The sequence below is a fragment of the Solwaraspora sp. WMMA2059 genome (assembly GCF_027497315.1).
Lineage (GTDB): Bacteria > Actinomycetota > Actinomycetes > Mycobacteriales > Micromonosporaceae > Micromonospora_E.
This window is the reverse complement of record NZ_CP114908.1, coordinates 1,905,539-1,923,538: the sequence shown is the minus strand read 5'-3', so window position 1 is coordinate 1,923,538 and position 18,000 is coordinate 1,905,539. Positions and strand designations below refer to the sequence as shown.

16 protein-coding genes are annotated in these 18,000 nt (G+C 69.2%); 7 read left to right on the top strand and 9 right to left on the bottom strand.

Going from position 1 to position 18,000, the window contains the following annotated elements:
• Nucleotides 1-100: 100 nt before the first annotated feature.
• Together O7553_RS08810 and O7553_RS08805 are read left to right on the top strand one after the other, a co-directional pair.
• Entirely contained in the window at nt 101-649 is a 549-nt protein-coding gene (locus tag O7553_RS08810) for a DoxX family membrane protein (protein WP_281554325.1), read from the top strand.
• Between the two features lie 528 nt (nt 650-1,177).
• Nucleotides 1,178-1,522 (top strand): Lsr2 family protein, encoded by a 345-nt coding sequence (locus O7553_RS08805; RefSeq protein ID WP_281554324.1) that lies wholly within the window; start codon nt 1,178-1,180, stop codon nt 1,520-1,522.
• A gap of 157 nt (nt 1,523-1,679) precedes the next feature.
• On the opposite strand, the gene O7553_RS08800 is transcribed toward O7553_RS08805, so the two are convergent.
• The 5 genes from O7553_RS08800 to O7553_RS08780 all read right to left on the bottom strand — a co-directional run bounded on the left by O7553_RS08800 (nt 1,680) and on the right by O7553_RS08780 (nt 5,640).
• Nucleotides 1,680-2,582 (bottom strand): DUF2726 domain-containing protein, encoded by a 903-nt coding sequence (locus tag O7553_RS08800; RefSeq protein ID WP_281554323.1) that lies wholly within the window; start codon nt 2,580-2,582, stop codon nt 1,680-1,682.
• A gap of 123 nt (nt 2,583-2,705) precedes the next feature.
• The gene (locus O7553_RS08795) at nt 2,706-2,951 is read right to left on the bottom strand and encodes a ferredoxin (protein WP_278168406.1); all 246 of its coding nucleotides are present in this window, start codon (nt 2,949-2,951) and stop codon (nt 2,706-2,708) included.
• A gap of 298 nt (nt 2,952-3,249) precedes the next feature.
• A complete protein-coding gene (locus O7553_RS08790) occupies nt 3,250-4,332 on the bottom strand; it encodes a ferric reductase-like transmembrane domain-containing protein (RefSeq protein WP_281554322.1) in 1,083 nt (360 codons plus the stop codon).
• A complete protein-coding gene (locus tag O7553_RS08785; protein ID WP_281554321.1) occupies nt 4,329-5,267 on the bottom strand; it encodes an FAD:protein FMN transferase in 939 nt (312 codons plus the stop codon). The genes O7553_RS08790 and O7553_RS08785 overlap by 4 nt, the downstream gene beginning before the upstream one ends.
• Before the next feature lie 4 nt (nt 5,268-5,271).
• Nucleotides 5,272-5,640, bottom strand: a complete 369-nt coding sequence (locus O7553_RS08780; RefSeq protein ID WP_281554320.1) for a hypothetical protein — start codon at nt 5,638-5,640, stop codon at nt 5,272-5,274.
• Nucleotides 5,641-5,879: 239 nt separating this feature from the next.
• Here O7553_RS08780 and O7553_RS08775 point away from each other — a divergent pair, with 239 nt between their 5' ends.
• Nucleotides 5,880-7,826: a hypothetical protein gene (locus tag O7553_RS08775; protein WP_281554319.1), complete on the top strand. Its 1,947-nt coding sequence runs from the start codon at nt 5,880-5,882 to the stop codon at nt 7,824-7,826.
• Nucleotides 7,827-8,157: 331 nt separating this feature from the next.
• Here O7553_RS08775 and O7553_RS08770 read toward each other — a convergent pair whose 3' ends face one another.
• On the bottom strand, nt 8,158-9,960 hold the full coding sequence (locus O7553_RS08770) for a glycoside hydrolase family 6 protein (RefSeq protein ID WP_281554318.1): 1,803 nt from the start codon (nt 9,958-9,960) through the stop codon (nt 8,158-8,160).
• Between the two features lie 323 nt (nt 9,961-10,283).
• On the opposite strand from O7553_RS08770, the gene O7553_RS08765 reads away from it, so the two are divergent.
• The 3 genes from O7553_RS08765 to O7553_RS08755 all read left to right on the top strand — a co-directional run bounded on the left by O7553_RS08765 (nt 10,284) and on the right by O7553_RS08755 (nt 14,109).
• Nucleotides 10,284-11,015 (top strand): hypothetical protein, encoded by a 732-nt coding sequence (locus O7553_RS08765; protein ID WP_281554317.1) that lies wholly within the window; start codon nt 10,284-10,286, stop codon nt 11,013-11,015.
• Between the two features lie 866 nt (nt 11,016-11,881).
• Complete coding sequence (locus O7553_RS08760; protein WP_281554316.1) at nt 11,882-13,486, top strand: glycoside hydrolase domain-containing protein; 1,605 nt, start codon at nt 11,882-11,884, stop codon at nt 13,484-13,486.
• A gap of 14 nt (nt 13,487-13,500) precedes the next feature.
• Nucleotides 13,501-14,109 carry a hypothetical protein gene (locus O7553_RS08755; RefSeq protein ID WP_281554315.1) on the top strand — a complete coding sequence of 203 codons (609 nt, stop codon included), beginning with the start codon at nt 13,501-13,503 and terminating at the stop codon, nt 14,107-14,109.
• 76 nt (nt 14,110-14,185) lie between these two features.
• Here the strand turns inward: O7553_RS08755 and O7553_RS08750 are convergent, their stop codons facing one another.
• Complete coding sequence (locus O7553_RS08750; RefSeq protein ID WP_281554314.1) at nt 14,186-14,833, bottom strand: DUF4360 domain-containing protein; 648 nt, start codon at nt 14,831-14,833, stop codon at nt 14,186-14,188.
• A 478-nt stretch (nt 14,834-15,311) separates the two neighbouring features.
• Here O7553_RS08750 and O7553_RS08745 point away from each other — a divergent pair, with 478 nt between their 5' ends.
• Nucleotides 15,312-15,962 (top strand): DUF4360 domain-containing protein, encoded by a 651-nt coding sequence (locus tag O7553_RS08745; protein WP_281554313.1) that lies wholly within the window; start codon nt 15,312-15,314, stop codon nt 15,960-15,962.
• A 20-nt stretch (nt 15,963-15,982) separates the two neighbouring features.
• Here the strand turns inward: O7553_RS08745 and O7553_RS08740 are convergent, their stop codons facing one another.
• Together O7553_RS08740 and O7553_RS08735 are read right to left on the bottom strand one after the other, a co-directional pair.
• Nucleotides 15,983-17,212 (bottom strand): glycosyltransferase, encoded by a 1,230-nt coding sequence (locus tag O7553_RS08740; RefSeq protein ID WP_281554312.1) that lies wholly within the window; start codon nt 17,210-17,212, stop codon nt 15,983-15,985.
• A gap of 135 nt (nt 17,213-17,347) precedes the next feature.
• Nucleotides 17,348-17,830, bottom strand: coding sequence for a type II toxin-antitoxin system PemK/MazF family toxin (locus O7553_RS08735; RefSeq protein WP_281554311.1), 483 nt, complete (start codon nt 17,828-17,830; stop codon nt 17,348-17,350).
• Nucleotides 17,831-18,000 lie beyond the last annotated feature (170 nt).

The following is an 18,000-nucleotide window of genomic DNA, read 5'->3' as shown; positions in this document are numbered from 1 at the left end:
ACTTCCGGCCCTGCCGCCCTGCCGGGAAATCCCCTGACAATCGATGTGTCGGAGAGAGCGCCGGACACCGACACCGATCAACGACAGGGAGGGGATCGAGATGGCACGCACCACACACCCGGCACCAGCCACGACCGACAGAGGATTCGCCACCACGCCCGCCGAGGCCCGGTTCGGCGAGGTGGTCTGGGCAGTGACCAGACTGGCCCTCGGATTCGTCTTTCTCTGGGCTTTCCTCGACAAGCTCGCCGGCCTCGGCAAGGCGACCCCCAGCGAGCGCGCCTGGATCAACGGCGGATCCCCGACCACCGGGTACCTCAGCAACGTGGAGGGCCCGTTCAGCGAGTTCTTCAGCGGCATGGCCGGTCAGGCCTGGGCCGACTGGTTGTTCATGGTCGGCCTGCTCGGCATCGGCGTGGCGCTGATCCTGGGCGTCGGAATGTGGGTCGCCGCAGCATCCGGCTCGTTGTTGCTGGCCCTTATGTGGCTGGCGTCGCTGCCGATCGCCACCAACCCGTTCCTGGACGACCACCTGGTCTACGCCCTGGTGCTGCTCGGCCTGGCCACGACCGGCGCTGGCCTCCGGTACGGCCTGGCCAACTGGTGGCGGAACCTGCCGCTGGTACGGCGCAACGCCTGGCTCCGCTGACCCACCCCGAGTCGGTCGACCGTCACGGCCCCGCTGAATTCACTCGGCGGGGCCGACCGCTGCCCGCGCACTTCGACGGCAGGGAATGCACATGAGCGCCGGCTGCGGTGATCACCGCAGCCGGCACCCACGTCCATCAAACGGCAGCTACCGAGCGTCCGAACCGGACGCTCACCGCTCCTGCGGTCGTCGCCTGAACCAGGCGATCGTCACTGCTCCTCAATCCTAGAGAGCCGCCGCCGGTTCGGTAATGGATTGTGGGCCATCCCACGTGGCTGTGGCCGGCCAGTGCCCGCAGACCGGATGATCAGTGACCCCCGCCCGGGACAAGCATTGACCGCCGCACCCGGATGCCGGTTTTCCTCGACCGACCGCCCCCTGGCCAGCGCCAAATGGTGTCCGGAACGAGATCCGGACCAGCGAACGCCGGCCGCCTGACCACTGACAATGGCCGAAGTGTTGCGGAATCGATGGCCAATGCGTCAGACTCAATTCCGAACACGGCCGTATCCCGAGGAGTGAGCATCTGTGGCCAAGAAAGTCATTACTCTGCTGACCGACGACCTCGACGGCAGCGAGGCCGACCGGACGGTCGAGTTCTCGCTGGACGGTGTCACTTACACCATAGATCTGTCCGAGAAGAACGCCGGCAAGCTGCGCAAAGCCCTAGACACGTACATCGCCGCCGGCACCCGGGTGAGCCGCAGCAGCGCTGGCGGTCGAGGGGGTCGCGGGAGCTTCTCGGCCGCGCCGGCCCGCTCCGACCGCGAGCAGAACCGCGCCATCCGCGAATGGGCGGCCAGGAACGGCTACCCGGTCTCCGAACGCGGTCGCATCCCGGCAAACGTGATCGCCGCCTACCACAAGGGCTGACCACCCGTCGGGTACATTCCCGGCAGAGGTGCCCACGCGTCACTCGGGCAGCTAGGTTATCGGCGCCGGCGGCGGCGCCGGACGATTTCGTCCGGCGGCAGGGCGGACATCCGCCGGCGCCACCGCCCTCCTGGTCGGATGGCTGGGAGGCACGCGATCAGTCGAACGACACATGATCGAACGCGAACTCACCACTCATCTCGGCACGGCGTGACAGCAAGGCATGCAACTCGCCGGCCAGCTCGTGGCGCTTGCGTAACTGCGGCTCACCGAGCTCCAGGATGGTCAACCGCTCCCCCACGGCCGCCGCCGCCAGGTCTTCAGCGAATCGTCCGGGCGCTATCCCGCAGTGCAGCCGGTGCGGCCAGATCCGTACCCTTTCGAACAGCAACCCACCCTCGCCGGCAGTCAGCCAGGCCCAGCCCTCCGCGCCCCCGTCCTTCCACTCGACATGCAGGCTACGCAGGAGCGGATCGGACAGCTGCCGGCTGACGAAGGCCTCCACTGCCCGGACGCGTGCCACCGCACCCAGATCGTTGACCTGGCCGGTCCGACCGTCCGGCAGCCGGCCGACGATGTCCCGGTAGCTGATGTCCCCAACGATCTCACCGGGCCGCAACCCGGCCGTGCTCTGCTGGAACGTCCGTGCGTCGAGCACGTACTCCACCACCCGCCGGCCCGGACCGGTCGCCCTCAGCGCCGCCGACTCGACCCGGAGCACCGCCAAGCCCACCGCCTCGCACACGGCATCGGTCATTCGTTCGTCGCGACGCTGCTCGGCGGTCCGGTCGGCGGGGTCGACGAAGTCGGCCACGAAGACCGGACGGTAGTCGTCGGCACCACAGACCACGAGATCGAACCGCGCCCGAGTGGCCACACTCCACTGCCGGGTGGTGACACCCGGTGGACGTCCACCCACCAGCTGCCCGAGCCGCCGGCCCGGCACGATGACACAGCCGGCACGGTCGAACAGCTCGCCGCGCCGAACGCCCGCAGCGTGTTCCGCGAGGCTGAGAACCGGGCGCAGCCAGGGCTCCCGGACGTCGTCGTCGTTGGTCATGGATCGTGTCCTTGGCTTCCTCGCCACGCCGCGACCGGCGGGACCTGCCCATGCTAGACGCCCGTCAGCCAGGGGTGGACGGCGGCGGTACGTGTGGGTCAGCTCGGCGACAGCGGCACGCGGTCAGCGTCGCCGACGCGCCGGCTGGGCGGAGGTCAACCGCAACGCGAGCTCCGGACAGTTCGCCACGGCACGGTCGGCGTGCCGGCGCAGCTCCGCAGGCACCGCCGGCTCCCGGCTGCCGTCCCGGGAAATCGGAAAGCCCCAGTCGTCACGGGTCAGCAGCTCGGGCAGCAGCTCGATGCAGAGACCCCGACCGTCACAGCGAGCCCAGTCGATCTGCAACCGTGCACCGTGCGGATCGTTCACCTGTCGTCACTCCTAACGGCGCCACCCGGTGAAGGCCGTGTGTGGAGCAGCTCCACGCTGGCATCCTGTCCGCCCTGAAGCTGAAGGACGGAGCTGCACGAGATACACCGTACCGTGTTGGTCTATGGCTGAACACGAAGGCGTCCGTACCGGCAGACATTGAGTTCTCGCGATGCATGTCCGTTCTGGTCTTCGTGACGAAGTTTCGGCACGAGGTGTTCGGCGATCGGCACCTGGCCCGCATGGAGGCGATCATGGGCCAGGTGCCGCGACTTCGAGAAGGGCGTCTCCTCGCGCACTACTCGGGCCTGACGGCCCTCCCAGCGCGGGCTCTCACCCCGCCCTGAGTGCCGGAACGCTGGCCCGCAATCCGATAGCCCTCGGAGTCACCGTACGGCGGGATGGCACCGGCTTCGGGCGGTCGCCGGGCGACGAGGTCGCCGTCGGCGCCAGCGTCGGGCAGCCAGCCCGGCGGGTCCGCCGGCTGGAAGACCGATCCCGGCTTGCGGTACATGTCCAGCAGGCTGGACGGTACGGAGGCGGCGGCCCGGCCGCCGACGTAGGAATCGACCGGGTGCTCTGCCTGACCTACTACCGCAGGCGGACGGTCCCACATCGGCCCGGTCGGCTGATACTCGGCAGGTTGGTAGCCGGCAGGACCGGCAGGTCGGTAGCCGACGGGAACGGCAGGTCGGTAGCCGGCAGACGCGCGGTCGCCCGGCGGGTCGGCGTGCAGCCAGTCGGTCGGCGGACGGACGGCTGCCTCGTCGGTCGTCAGTCCCGACCGCCGGTGCGATCCCCCGGGGGCCTGCCCCCCGGGTCGGGGAGCGTCGTCGGTGGCCCGCCGCCGCGACCGGGGCCGCACCCACAGCAGCAGACGCCAACCGAGCGCGCCCAGCACGGCCGCCAGACACCCGGCGTTGACCGCCACCATCCAGGTCTGGCCGCTGTCCGTGCCGGTTCCGACCGAGTGGCCGAGCGCCGCCGGCCAGGCGGCGTACGCCAGCCAGTGCAGCGCCCGCCACAACCGCACGCCGATCCGCCGACGCAGCAGACTGGTCACCACCAGCACCAGCATCACGTCACCGGCGAGCGTGCCCAGCCCCATGTACAGCGGCCGGTACTCGGCGCCGAACGGCACGAACAGGTCGTACACCCGGAGCTTGGCGTACGGATCGAAAAGCAACGTGACCACGTGGACCGTCAGCAGCCCGACCGCCAGCAGCGCCGCATTGCGGTGGACCAGGCTCACTGCGAACCGGGGCAGGCCGAACACCGGTCGGCCCGACCTGCTGCCCACCCCCAGCACCACGACCGCCGACAACAGGACGAGCGCCGTCACCCCGGTGCCGCGCGCGACGAACCACCCTGCCTCCGTCACTGTGTCTCCTCCTCCGCGGACCAGCCTCCGACGGTCCGCACCGTGCCGTCCACAGCCACCAGCCGGGCCGGCGCGCCGAGACCTGCCAGCCACCGATCGGCGGTCGCACCCCGCACCAGCGCTGCGGTGCTCAACGTGTTCGCCCGCAGGCAGCTGTACGCCGCCACGGAGACGCTGCGCCACACCCGGCCCGCCGGCGTACCGGTGCGGGGGTCGACGATGTGGTGCATCGTTGCGTCTCCGGCGGTCCACTGCCGGCTCACCGTGCTCGAGGTGGCCACCGCGCCGCCGGCCGGCAGACCGATCACGCACACCGGATCCGATGGACGGTCCTGCACCCGGATCCGCCAGCGTCCCTCCGGGGCCGACCCTGCGGTGGCGATGTCGCCGCCGAGGGCGACCAGCACACCGACCCGGCACCGGCGCGCGACGTCCCGGGCACAGCGGTCGGCCGCCCAGGCCTTCGCGGTCGCGCCCAGGTCCAGTTGCACCCCGTCCGGTACGGCCAGATCGGTCCCGTCAAGCCGGATCTGACGCCAGTCCGCGGCCGGCGGGACGGTCTGCGGCACGGCGGGCCGTCCGTGCAGGGTCACCCAGCGCAGATCTTCGTCGTAGCCCAGCCGGCACAGCGCCGACCCGACGGTCGGGTCGACGTCGCCGTCGGTCTCGCGGGCCGCCCGCAGCGCCACCGACACCAGGCCGGCGAGCAGCGGGCTGATCCGCACCGGCGTTCCTCCGCTGCGGCATGCCCGGACCAGTTCGGAGTCGGCGCGGAACCGGCTGCAGGCGGCGTCGACGGCGGCCAGCACGTCCTCGACGATCGTTCGGGCCGCCGGCACCGCCGCAGGGTCGCTCACCACCACCCTGGCGAGGGTTCCCCACACCTGCCACTGTGCACAGTCTGGCCCGACCGGGAGGGTTTCCAGCAGCGGCATCGCCTCACGACCCGCCGGAGGTGGCCTGGCCGGGTTGGCCACCACCGCCGGTCACCGGCGGAAACTCGGCCGTCGGCGGGGCCCGGTCGACCGGCTGGTCCGGTTCGGTCGCGCCGTCCGGGGCAGGTTGTCCGTCGCCGGCCGTCGCCGCCGGATCGGTACCCGCCTCACCCGGATCGGGTTGCCCGTCGGCACCGGCCGGCTGCGGCGCAGTTTCGCCCTGCACGCTACCCGCCGGAGCGTTCCCCTCCTGGTCCGCCGTGTGATCGGCGTGCGCCACCACGGCGACGCCGAGCGTGCCGGCGATGCTCGCCACGGCCAGCCCGCCGGTGATCATCGTGACCCGCCGCAGCCCCAGCTCCCGCTCCCCCACGTGGCCTCCCGAATCGCCGTGCTCGGCGGACCACCCGCCGTCAACCCGGGATACGGCTCGGACAGATACCCGGTTCAACCGACTGGGCACACACCCCCGGCGGGTCCGCCAGGTTTTACCGGCGGCGGATTTACAGCGCCGATGATCAATGGCACCGTGTCCACAGCGGAGGGCGACCGCCCCTGCCACGGGTGGACGGCCGGACCGGCGGCCACCTGTCGTCAACGGAGGGAAACTGGATGTCGACAAGGACAACGACGAGGTCCGCAGCGGCAACCCTGATAGCGGCGGCAGCGGCACTGCTGATGATCGTCGCGGCGGCACCCGCCAGTCAGGCGGCACCGCCGCACTTCGCGCACCTCAATCCGGGCGGAGCGCCGGCGCTCACCGAGAAGGTCCCGGTCAATGTGGTCTTCCTCGGCTACAGCCGGACGCAGGTGGACCGGTCGGCGTACCTCGATGAACTGCCGCAGCGCTACGAGCCGGTGGTCCGCTCCCGGCTGTGGTACGACCAGGTCGAGAAGCTCGGTCTGACCTACACCTACGACTACCGCGTCCGGTACGCGAACAAGCGGTACGAGGACCGGTTCTTCGCCGAGCTGGAGCGGCTGGCCACGCCCGCGCCGCTCACCGTCTACCAGGAGCTCTACAACGAGCAGCAGGGCAACGTCGCCACCATCACCGACAACCACCACATCGACGCGCCGAGCGTGGAGCGGTGGTTGGCCCTCAACCCACCGGCCGGCGTCGACACCCGACGCAACACCATCTTCTTCATCAACTGGTTCGGCCGGTCGGACTTCAAGTTCCACGTCTACACCAAGACCGATGAACCTGACCCGGACACCGGGCACAACTTCGGCGCCGAACGGGACAGCCGGAAGATCTCCGCGTGGGGCGGTACCACCGCCGACGACGAGGAGAACGGCCTCGGTTCCACCCGGCGGGTGTGGTTCCACGACCTGTCGGCCGGGCCGGAATCGTGGACCGAGAACTGGAACGTCGATGATCCCGACCTCGACGGCAACGGCGTCGAGGACTACCGGATGCCGCCGGTCTGGGAGTACGCCGCCGACGGCTACCGCTCCCCCGACGCGCTCACCGGCGACCTCGCCCTGACTACCCGCTACGTGGCGATCAACCTGCTGTTCACCACGTCGCCGCTCTATCCGGCGGAGCTGCCGAGCGCCGAACCGCCGAAGTCGATCAACATCGACAGCAACGTCTACGAGGGCTGGGAGGGCGTCGACGCGTCCGTCCGCTATATCGACGAGGAGCTACTGCAGCTGGAGTTGCGGGAACTGCGGTGGCGCAACGTGCTGGACTACGACGGACAGAACCTCCCGTTCGAAGGTGACGCCGAGCGCTGCTACTACGCGGTGATGATCGACGACGAGTCCTGCTACCCGGAGCTTGGCTACCCGCCGTTCGCCAACTTCTACCTGCAGAACAGTTTCGAACTCGACCGGGTGCTCGACGATCAGGACCGGGTCGACTACGAGCTGCCGGTGTTCAGCTACGCGTTGCCGGCCGGCACCCCGGTGCCGGCGCTGGGCTTCGCCGACGACGACTACACCGACGGTACGCAGTCGTACGTCTTCGCATTCGTCTCCCCGGAGATCGTCGACGCCGGGTACGGGCTCACCACCACGCTGATCCACGAGGTGGGACACCACCTGGGAATGAGTCATCCGCATGACGGCTACGACAGCGAGACCGGCGTCGACTACGGCCCGGAGGACGACTTCTTCTTCGCCTGGTCCGGCGACCAGGTCAACTCGATGATGAGCTACATCGACCTGAACTGGGACTTCAGCCAGTTCGACCGGGACAACAGCGACCGGTTCCTGACCGCCGCGTACAACGAGGCGGCGAACCGGCTCGCCGAGTCGGTGTTGGACGGTCCGCACCCCGGCCGGGCCCACCGTGACCTGCGTGCCGCCGACCGGTTGATCGGTGCGGCGGAGCACGCGCTCGCCCGGCACGACTACCGGCGTGCGCTGGTCCTCGCCGAGCAGGCGTACGGCAAGGTCGTCGACGCCGCCGGGCGGGCCGGAGTGCCGGCCGGGACCGTGGCCGAGCAGATGTCCGCCCGGGCGCAGCAGGCCCGCGCCGCGTCCGAGGTGACCGGACCGCACGAGTTCATCGACACTTTGGGCCCGGACAGCCCGCGTAGCCAGCCCTGACCAGCAGGTAGCGGGAGACCAGGAGCCGGGCGGCCTGGGCCGCCCGGCTCCTGCGTACCCGCGAACGGCCGCCGCGCCGGTGCCCGTGCCCGTCCGACCGGTGGGGCGGGATCGGGCCGGGTGAGCCGGCGCACTACCTGTAAAGCGTCCTAGGACGAGTTCGCTGGCCTGGGCCACGCCAGCGACCGGACCTGTCAGCGGCAGTGCGGGCGGGGCAGGTCGGGGTCGCCGTCAGGGCGGGAACGGTCGCGGGCCGGGGCTCGGCTTTGGTCGGACGCGGCCGCCGTCGTGCTGACGGCGGCCGGCGCCCGGGTCGTCAGGTCAGGTCAGGTCACAGCGGCGGGTAAGCGTTCGCCATCAGCTCCTGGAACTGAGCCGAGAACCAGTGCCCGGAAACCGGCGCGTTCGGCAGGGCACCACTCATGTTGTTGTTGTTCCGCGGGTTACCCGTATACGTCGGGTCACACATCCGGTCGAAACCCTTACCCTCGTCGTTCGGGATCTCCCGGCTCGACCCGTCCGACTCACCCGGCGGCTTGATCCACACGTACGCGTCGATACCCGAAGCGGGCGCCGCGGTCGGACGCTCGCCCAGACCGGCACCCGACTGGTTGCACCAGTTGCCCTTCTGGAACCGCCGGTCGATCCGCGACTCGTCGACGCGGGTGTCCACATCGGTGGCGTTGCTCGGACCGGTCGGCCGCGCCGAACCACCCCAACCGTTACGCGACGTGTCGATCAGCATGCCGACACCCGACGGGAACCCAGCCTGCACCAACCGCTGCCGGAACGCCTGCGCGAACGACAGCTCGTCGTTGTAGTTGTTCCAGTCGATCCACGACGACTGGCGAGTGTTGCTGTCCACCGTGATGTACGGCTCCCGCAACGCCGAGTAGTTCGCCGTGTTCGTGATGAACCCGTGCACATCCGACGGCGACGCACCCGACGCGTTCGCCGCCTGCGCGATGATCTGCGCCGTCGGACCGAAGTTGTCCTCCCAGCCGATCCAGCCGTGGTGCCCGGCGTCGATGTAGTTGTACACGTTCGGCACGTCACCCAGCTGCGAGATCGCGTAACCGACACCCGTCACGTAGTTGCCGTTCGCCAGCATCACGTCACACTCAGGCGTCGCCGTCGGCCGGCTGCCCACGTTCGTGATCAGGTTCGGCAGCGAATCGATCTCGATCACCGCCACGATCCGCAGATTCCGGTACGCCGCCCGACCCACGATCTCCGCGATCGGATCGATGTACTCCGTCCGGTACGCGCCAATCTCCGTCGGACCCAACTCACCGTTGGACGCCAACGCCGCACAGTCGCGACCCGGCAGGTTGTAGATCACCACCTGGAAGACCAGCGGACGGCTACCGTTCGCCGCGTCCTGCCGCACCGCCTCGTCCAGATGGTCGGCCAGACCCATGTCACCCGTCGTCGGGCTGTTGTTGCCGTAGATCGCGCTCGTGCGGTCCAGCCACACACCCGTCGGCTCGTCCGCGATCCGGCTACCACCCGCCTCAGCCGCCGCGTTCGCACTCCAGATCGGGTTCACGTACACATCCGCGCCCACGTACGGGTTGTCCACCCGCGGCCCACCCGGCGGCGGAGACGTCGGGGGCGCCGTCGTCGGCGGCGGCGCGGTGGTAGGCGGGGCGGTCGTCGGCGGCGCCGTGGTGGGCGGGGCGGTCGTCGGCGTGGTGCCACCGTTGCACGCCACCCCGTTCAGGGTGAACGCGGTAGGGCTGGAGTAGCTGCCGGTCCACCGCCCGTTGAAGCCGATCGAGGTGGACGACCCCGTGCCCAGGTTGCCGTTCCACGAGGCGTTCGTCGCGGTAATCGCGCCAGAGCTGCCGCTCCAGTTCGCCGACCAGCCCTGAGTCAGGGTCTGACCGGACGGCAGGGTGAAGCGCAGGCTCCAGCCGTTGACCGGATCCTGCCGATTGCTGATGGTGATGTTGGCGGTGAATCCGCCGGCGCCGGAGCCTTCGTTCCAGGTGTTGGCCTGGTAGGTGACGTTGCAGACAACTGCGGCGTGGGCAGCGGTGGTCGGGATGATCAAGGCTGCGGCGACCAGCGCGGTAGCGCCACCGACGGCCAGCAATTTACGGTGTACGGTGCGTTTCGGGACGGATGACATCGCATTCTCCTACAGATCCGCAGGGCTACCACCACGGGCCGGAGTGTCGACCTGGACCGGTTGCCGGCCGAATCCGCCGCGGACGGTGCGGCCGCACGGTCGAGGCCGGTGGACGTGGTGGGCTGGAGAGGAGTGCCCGGCGCCGGACGGTGGTCACCCGGCTGTCCCCTCGGTCTGAACGAGCCGCTCGCGTTGGCTCCCGGTGCGGCTGAGGCGAATTCTGGCACGTGAAGATGATCGATACAATCATCGGTTCAGCCGGCCTGGACGGACGGGGTGAAATCCGGTCGATCGGGTTGACATGGTCTGCGAGCATGATCGCCGTGACCAAGCTGAACCAGATCATCGCGGTGGAGAAGGGCGTCAAGAGCAAGTCCTTCGCGGAGTTGACCGAGGCGCACCACGTGGTGCAGAAGCAGCCGCTGTTGTCCGGCATCTCCCGCACCTACCAGCCGAAGGACGAGGAGGGTGAACAGTTCCCGCCCGAGTCGACCCGGGTGCAGGTGCACGCCGAGCAGGTGCTGCGGGACGTGGCAAAGACGCTGACCCGGCTGTTCGACGTGACCGCCACCAAGGACTGGGCGAACACCCGGGCCACCGCCGACGTGGTGGTTGACGGCCGGACCCTGGTCACCGCCGCGCCGGTGTCGTACCTGCTGTTCTTGGAGAAACAGTTGGTCGACCTGCACACCTTCGTCAAGAAACTGCCCGTGCTGGACGCAGCCGAGTCGTGGAACCGCGACGAATCAACCGACTCCTGGCGTACCGAACCGGTGCGTACGGTCAAGACGAAGAAAGTGCCCCGCAACCATGTCAAGGCCGAGGCGACCGACAAACACCCGGCGCAGGTCGAGGTCTACTACGAGGACGTACCGGTCGGCTACTGGACGACGGTGAAGTTCTCCGGTGCGCTGCCGGCCCGGCGGGTCAACGAGTTGCTGGACCGGATCGCTGCGCTGCAGACCGCGGTCAAGTTCGCCCGCGAGGAGGCCAACGGCGCCGAGGTCACCGACCAGCGCATCGGCGACGCGGTCTTCGGCTACCTGTTCGGGTAGTCGCAGAACACCTGCTGCCGGGTAGCATCACAGTCTCCCCCGGGCTGAAGCCCCGGGGGTGGCCGTCAGCCGGGTTAGCGCCGGCTGACGGCGGAGGAGCACCAAGCTGAAGCTGACGACGAATCTGACGAAGCGGTCCCAGTGCGGGTTCGAGTCCCGCCCCCGGCACCAGCCACACCGGGGTGGCCCAACTGGCAGAGGCAGCCGCCACACATTCAGGCTCTCGCTCCACGCTCAGCATTCGCCGCCGGTCGTCAGGTCGAGAAGGGACGGACAGGGACAGCTGGATGCTGGTTCGAATCCAGCTCGCGCCTCCAACGCGGCGCGGTAGTTTAAGGGCAAAACCCGGCGTCATGAAGAGTGATCTGTCCCTTTTAAATGTGCTGACGGCAGCAAATGGGCGGCAGCCCAGAGGCCCGGAGACAGGACAGCTCTCCGGGCCTCGCCATGCCCGGACCGGTCTGGGTCGGTCACCGGTAGACCCAGCGGTGATAGGCGCCCAGATCGACGTTGCCGCCGCAGACGACCGCCACGACGCGCCGCCCAGCAAAGCGGTCGCGGTCCTCGAGCACGGCGGCGACGCCGAGTGCGGCTGACGGCTCGCCAGCCGAGCCGGCGTCCCAACGCGTCGCACCGGTACATCGGCGTATCGAGGAACACGGGGTCGATCACCCGGCGTGCGGCGTGAATCCGGTCGAGGTCGAGGCGTGTCCTGGGCACGCTGGGACGGTACCCGCAGCAGGACCCGGGGACCTTCCCCTCAGCTCACGTCCGGCCGACATGTTGATCGACGACAGACAATTTACAACCCGGTCGGTGCGCCGTATCGTCCTCTCCATCGGACGACAACACGGGGGATGTCTGAAATGGTCGATTCCGGCACGCCACGGACCAGCTTGGCGGACAGCCACGTACTCGCGGCCCAGCAGTGGGTCAACGCCACCTATGCCGGCGCGCCGGGATACCTCAGTTGCCCGGAGGACGGTCGCACCGGCTGGCCGACCGTGCTGTCGCTGACCCAGGGGCTGCAGTACGAGCTCGGTATCTCGCCGACGGTGCAGAACTTCGGGCCCGGCACTTTCGCCGCGGTCCGCACCCGCAACCGGCTGCCGGCCGAGGAGACCAACACCAACCTGGTCCGCATCTACAACGCCGCGCTGTGGTGCAAGGGCTACTGGGCCGCCTCCGATCAAGGAGTCTGGACCACCGATTCGGAGGGCTCGTTCAGTCAGCTCTACACCGACGCCGGGCTCGCGTACGCCAGTCTGTCGGCCCGTCGGGCGATGTGGCCGCACGTCGCGCGGGCGATGCTGCGGATGGACCAGTTCCGTCTGGTGCCGCAGGGTGACAGCGTCATCCGGGGCATCCAGCAGCGGTTGAACTCACGCTACGTGGCCGGCGTCGGCATCCCGGCGATGAGCCTGGTGCCCTGCGACGGGTTCTACTCCCGGGACGTGCAGCAAGGGCTGATGATGGCCATCCAGTACGAGGTCGGCATCCCGCTGGGCTCGATCAACGGCAACTTCGGGCCGGGCACCCAGGCCGGGCTGCGTGGCGTCGGCTCCGGCCCACTCACCGGCGACCTGCGGCACCTGTTCCGGTCGGCCTGCTACGCCAACTCACCGACCATGCTGCCGGGCGACCCGCAGCTGCCGCTGGCGTACCAGCCGCAGGACATCGACACCGACGTGGAGACCGCCACCCACCTGGCGTGGCTGCGCGCCTTCCAGCGTTTCTCGCAGATCCCCGAGAGCGGCACCAACGACTACACCACCTGGGCCCAGCTGCTCGTCTCCTGCGGCGACACCGGCCGGCCCGCCACCGGCTGCGACTGCATCACCGAGATCACCGCGGCCCGTGGCGCACAGCTCGTCGCGGCCGGCTACCGGATCGTCGGGCGGTACCTCGACGAGCATCTGCCACCGTCGGACCCGTACTTTCTGGACAAGGCACTCAAGCCCGGCGAGCCGCAGACCATCCTGGACGCCGGGCTACGGTTCTTCCCGATCTTCCAGTACAACGGCACCCAGCTGGTCAACTTCACCTACCCGAAGGGGTACGACCAGGGGCGGATCGCCCATCAAAAGGCCGTAGCGCACCGGATTCCCGCCGGTACCTGCATCTACTTCGCCGTCGACTTCGACGCTCTGGACGTCGACATCGACAGCGGAGTCAAGCCGTACTTCCAAGGGGTGAAGGCGGCGCTCGCCGAGTTGGGCGGCCACTACCAGTTCGGAGTCTACGGCTCGCGCAACGTCTGCAGCCGCGTCTCGCAGGAGGTCGGCGCCCGGTGGTCGCTGGTTTCCGGGATGTCCTGGGGCTACTCCGGCAATCTCGGCTTCCCGCTGCCGGCGAACTGGTCGTTCAACCAGATCCGGGAGTACGAGTTCGCGCCCGGCTGGGGGCTGGACCACGACGTCTGGCGGGACGGAGCCGATCCGGGTGTCGCCGCGCTCGTAGCTGGCCAGTGAGTGAGGAGCCCGAGATGATCACCAGACGTATCCTGCTCGGCGGCGCTGTCGGCACCGGTGTGCTCGCCCTGACGCCCACTGGCGCCGCCCGCGCGACCGGTGCGGCCGAGGCGCGGAACGGAATCCACGAGGTATCCGCAACCGGCTGGCGGATCGATCCGGCCACCATCGGTGTCCACCGGATCGAGGGTTCCACCGTCTCGGTGGCGTTGCGTCACGGCCCCACCGCCGTGGTGCTGCTGCACGTCGCCCGCCGCTGGCACTACGAGATCGGCCCGGTCGACACCGGCGAAGGCGGCGGCGTCGCCGGTTACGTTGCCGACCGCGCGGAACACATCGCCTTCGAGTCCAACTATCTCTCCGGCACCGCGATCGCCCTGCACCCGACCGCCTATCCACTGGGCGGTAGCGAGCCACTGTGGCCGCATCAGGAGGCGGTCGTGCGGGACATTCTCGCCGACTGCGAGGGCACCGTGGCCTGGGGTGGTGACCTGTCGCCGGTGACCTCCTCGCACTTTCACATCACGGCCCGACCCGGTGACCGGGCCCTGACCCGGGTAGCCGCCCGGCTGGGATCCGGCGTCCATGTGCCGCGCCGGACACCAACGGTCGTCGCCGGGTAGGCCGGCGCCGACACGCCCGGCCGAGGGTGGCCGGTCGTGCCGGCCACCCTCTGTCCTCCGGTAGGGGTCAGTCAGTTCACGGGCAGGGCTGCCAGGCCAGGTGGTACATCGTCTCGATGCTGCCGTCCGTCGAGTCCATGGTCAGGAAGCTGACGTCCGTCGACGATCCCTTGCTCAGGCGCAACTCGGTGTTGATGTTGAGGTTGCGGATCTCGCCACACGGATGCCAGACCACGGAGGCGATCGGCACCTCGTCGCTCACCATCCAGTTGTCGTCCAGCGGAGCCGGAATCGGATGGCTGCTGAAGGTGCCCTGAGTCATTCCCTGGAAGTAGTAGTTGGCCCGCTGCGTGGCGATGGCACCTGGGCTGAGCAGCCCGTAGCCACGGTAGTCCACCTTCACGATCGCGAAGGTGTAGCCCGCCGGCGCGTGCACCAGCACGTTGAGCTGGCAGTTCCGGCGACCGTCGGTGACCGAGATACCCGGACCCGCCTGTACCAGGTAGTCGCTGTAGATGGTGGTGAAGGCGGTGTTGTCCGGCGAGACGGCGACGTCGGCGGTACCTGGTCGACAACCGGAACCCGCCATCGCGACGAGATCGATCACGACGTGGTCGTCCGGTGGGTCATCCAGGATCCCCTTGGCGGACGCGGGTGCACCCGAGATCAAAGATGAGGCGAGCAATGCAAGCACCACGCCGCCACGCGTCAGCAGTTTGCGCATGAAACCTCCTCCGTAGGGTGATGCGACGATGCGTGCGCAACAATCTACGTACAGCATTGATCGTTGTCAACGTAAATTCAATTGCTCGGAGTGGTTCCAGAAATTGATCGTACGCCATCTCGCCGCCAACCCGCCAACCGAACAGACGGAGTAGGCAGCGACCACGCAAGGCAGGCAAACCACCCATAACATGCCTAGAGGTCGATCAATTTGCCTCCAATGACTGACTAGTTGATCCCACCCAAACGGGCCCACCACGTGCGACCTGGGCGGAATCAATATCAACATATCGACGTTGGAAGATGCTTGCATGAATCGACGCTCATCGCTATCATCCTTTCGCAGGACGCCCGGCCGAAACACTCTGGACCCAATCCACCATGATCCACGGGTCCAGCAGACAAAGATCCACGGCCCGGTTGTTCTGCAAAGTCGTGTGTGCCCCAGCCGTCATAACCTGAGCCCCGAGGGGAACGGAATGAAAAGAAGCCTCACCGGCGCGAGACACGGAATGTTCGCCGCACTCGGCATGGTTCTCGCGCTGACCCTGACCGCTCCGGCCCATGCCTCCCCGGCGACGCCGAGTGCCGTGCCGGACAGCGACATCACCGTGGAGGTGGTGGCCGCCAGTGGTTCAGGCTGCGCGCCCGGCACGGCCAGGGTCGTCGCCAACTCCGACAACACCGGCTTCCGGATCCGCTACTACGATTTCCTCGCTACCGTCGGTGACGGGGCCGACCCGACGGACAGCCGGAAGAACTGCCAGCTCGGCGTGCTCGTCAAGGTGCCGGCGGGCTGGACCTTCGCGGTCGCCACCGCGGACTACCGAGGTCGGGCCCGGATCCCCAGTGGGGCGACCGGCCGACAGCGGACGAACTACTACTGGCAGGGCTCGTCCGACAACAGCCGTACCGACGCCACGTTCGGCGGACCATACAACGGCTTCTGGGCCACCGCGGATCACGCACCGGTGCTGGTGTACGTCCCCTGTGGGCAACAGCGGGTGCTGAACATCAACACCGAGCTGCGAGTGGACGCAGGCACCTCCAGCGGCCAGGCCAGCATGTCGATGATCACGACCGAGGGCAACGTCGACACCCTGTTCAACCTGGACTGGGTCAGGTGCTGACCACCTGATCCGCCGGCAGATCAGCGCCGGGCGCGGGCAGATCGATGCCCACGCCCGGCGCTGTCGCACGCGGTGCCGGACTCGGACCGGGAGCGAGCAGCGCCGGCGAACTGGTCAGCGCCAGCGCCGCCTCGGTGCGCGCGGAGAAAGCCGTCAACCGCCGCCGACCAGGGAAAGCCCTCCGCCCGGCGACGGGCCGCCGGGCGTCGCGCCGCCGCCGGTCGGCCGGCCAGTTCGCAGATCGCGTCCGCGTACTCCTGCCCGCCGCCGGCCACCGCCAGCCCGGCGTCACCGATCACCTCCGGTAGCGCGCTCTCCGCGGCGACCACCACCGGGGTGCCACTGGCCAGTGACTCCAGGGCCGCCAGGCCGAAGGTCTCCACCGGCCCGGGTGCGATCACCACGTCGGCGCTGGCCAGCAGCCGGGCGACCTCGTCGCGGTCGCCGACGTAGTTGGCGAAGTGCACGGTCAGCCCGGCCTCGACGGCGTGTGCGCGCAGACCCGCCTGACGAGGGCCGGTGCCGACTATCACCCCGACGGCGGGTACGCCCCGGTCGCGCAGCGCGGCCAGCGCCGCGAGGACCCGCTCGGGGCACTTCTCGGCGGACAGCCGGGCGCAGTGCAGCACCAGCAGTTCCCCGTCGGGCGTGTACTGCTCGCGTACCGTCTCGTCGTAGCGACGGGGATGGAACTGGTCGAGATCCACACCGAGCGGCACCCGGACCAGGTTGTCCGCCCCGATGCGGGCGAACTCGCGCGCGGCCCAGTCGGTGGTGCACACCACCCGGTCGTACGCGGCGGCGGTCGCCGCGTTGAGCCGATCGGCGATCCGCTCGGTCTGCTTCGCCGGGCCGGCGGATCGGGCACCGAACGGCAACCGCAACAGGCCGTCGAGCGTCTCGTGGGAGACCATCAACGCGGGTACGCCGTGCCGCCGCGCCCACTGCCCGGTCCACCGCAGCGTGGTGCGGTCGGAGACCTCCAGGCGATCCGGGGCGAGCTCGGCGAGCAACCGGCGTACCCGGGAGCGGCCCAGCAGCACCCGGTAGCCGCCGGTGCCGGGCACCACAGGACCAGCGACGGTGATCACCCGGCCCTGTGCCGTGTCCTCGTCCGCATCGGCCGCACCCGGCACCACCAGCACCGGCTCGTGGCCGGCGGCCAGGTAGCCGGTGCCGAGTTCCCGCAGCGCGGTCCGTAACCCACCGGAGCTGCCGGTGATGAAATTCGCCAGCCGAACGATCCTCATGATGCCGTCACCATCACCATCCGGCCAGCATGGCAACCGCCCGGTGGCGGGCAGGGCACGCTGTCGTGACGTGTCGGCGAACTGTCCCCGACGGCAATCTTCGTCGTCGCCGGCCACCGGCGGGCGGTGACCCGGTCAGGACCAGCCGTAACCGGCCCGCAACGCCTGGCACACCCGGTCGAACCGGCCCCGGTCGAGGATGGCACCCTCACGCCGGATGCTGTCCTCCCGCATGGTGAGCACCCGGTCGAGCCGGATCCAACTCGGCCGGCCGTCGTCACCCCAGGTGCCCAGCGACAGCCAGTGCCGCTGCCCGTCGCGGTCGGACTGGCTGGACAGCATCAGCCCGAACAGGGTACGGCTGCGCCGGCCCACCACCAGGACCGGGCGGTCCTTGCCCTGCCGGGGGTCCTCCTCGTACGACACCCAGGTCCAGACGATCTCGCCGGGATCGGCGTGCCCGTCCAGCTCGGGTGCGTACGACAGCTGTCGGCGCTGCAACGCGGCCACCTGCCGGCGCCGGGCCAGCTTTGCCGGTGTCGGGCTCCGTTGCGCCGGTACGCGTTGACCGGCCAGCCGGCCCACGGTCGCGGTGACGCCCTGCCACAGTCTTCCCACGACCGACGACCCTATCGTTACCTGTTACCACCGGCCCGCCCGGCGTGGCCACGGTCACCTGCGGACACGGTCACCTGCGGACGCAGTCACCTGCGGTCATCGAGTTGTGACCCCTGCAGCGATCGACTAGGGTCGGTGCACCGATCCGCAGCCAGTCGCGGCATCATCAG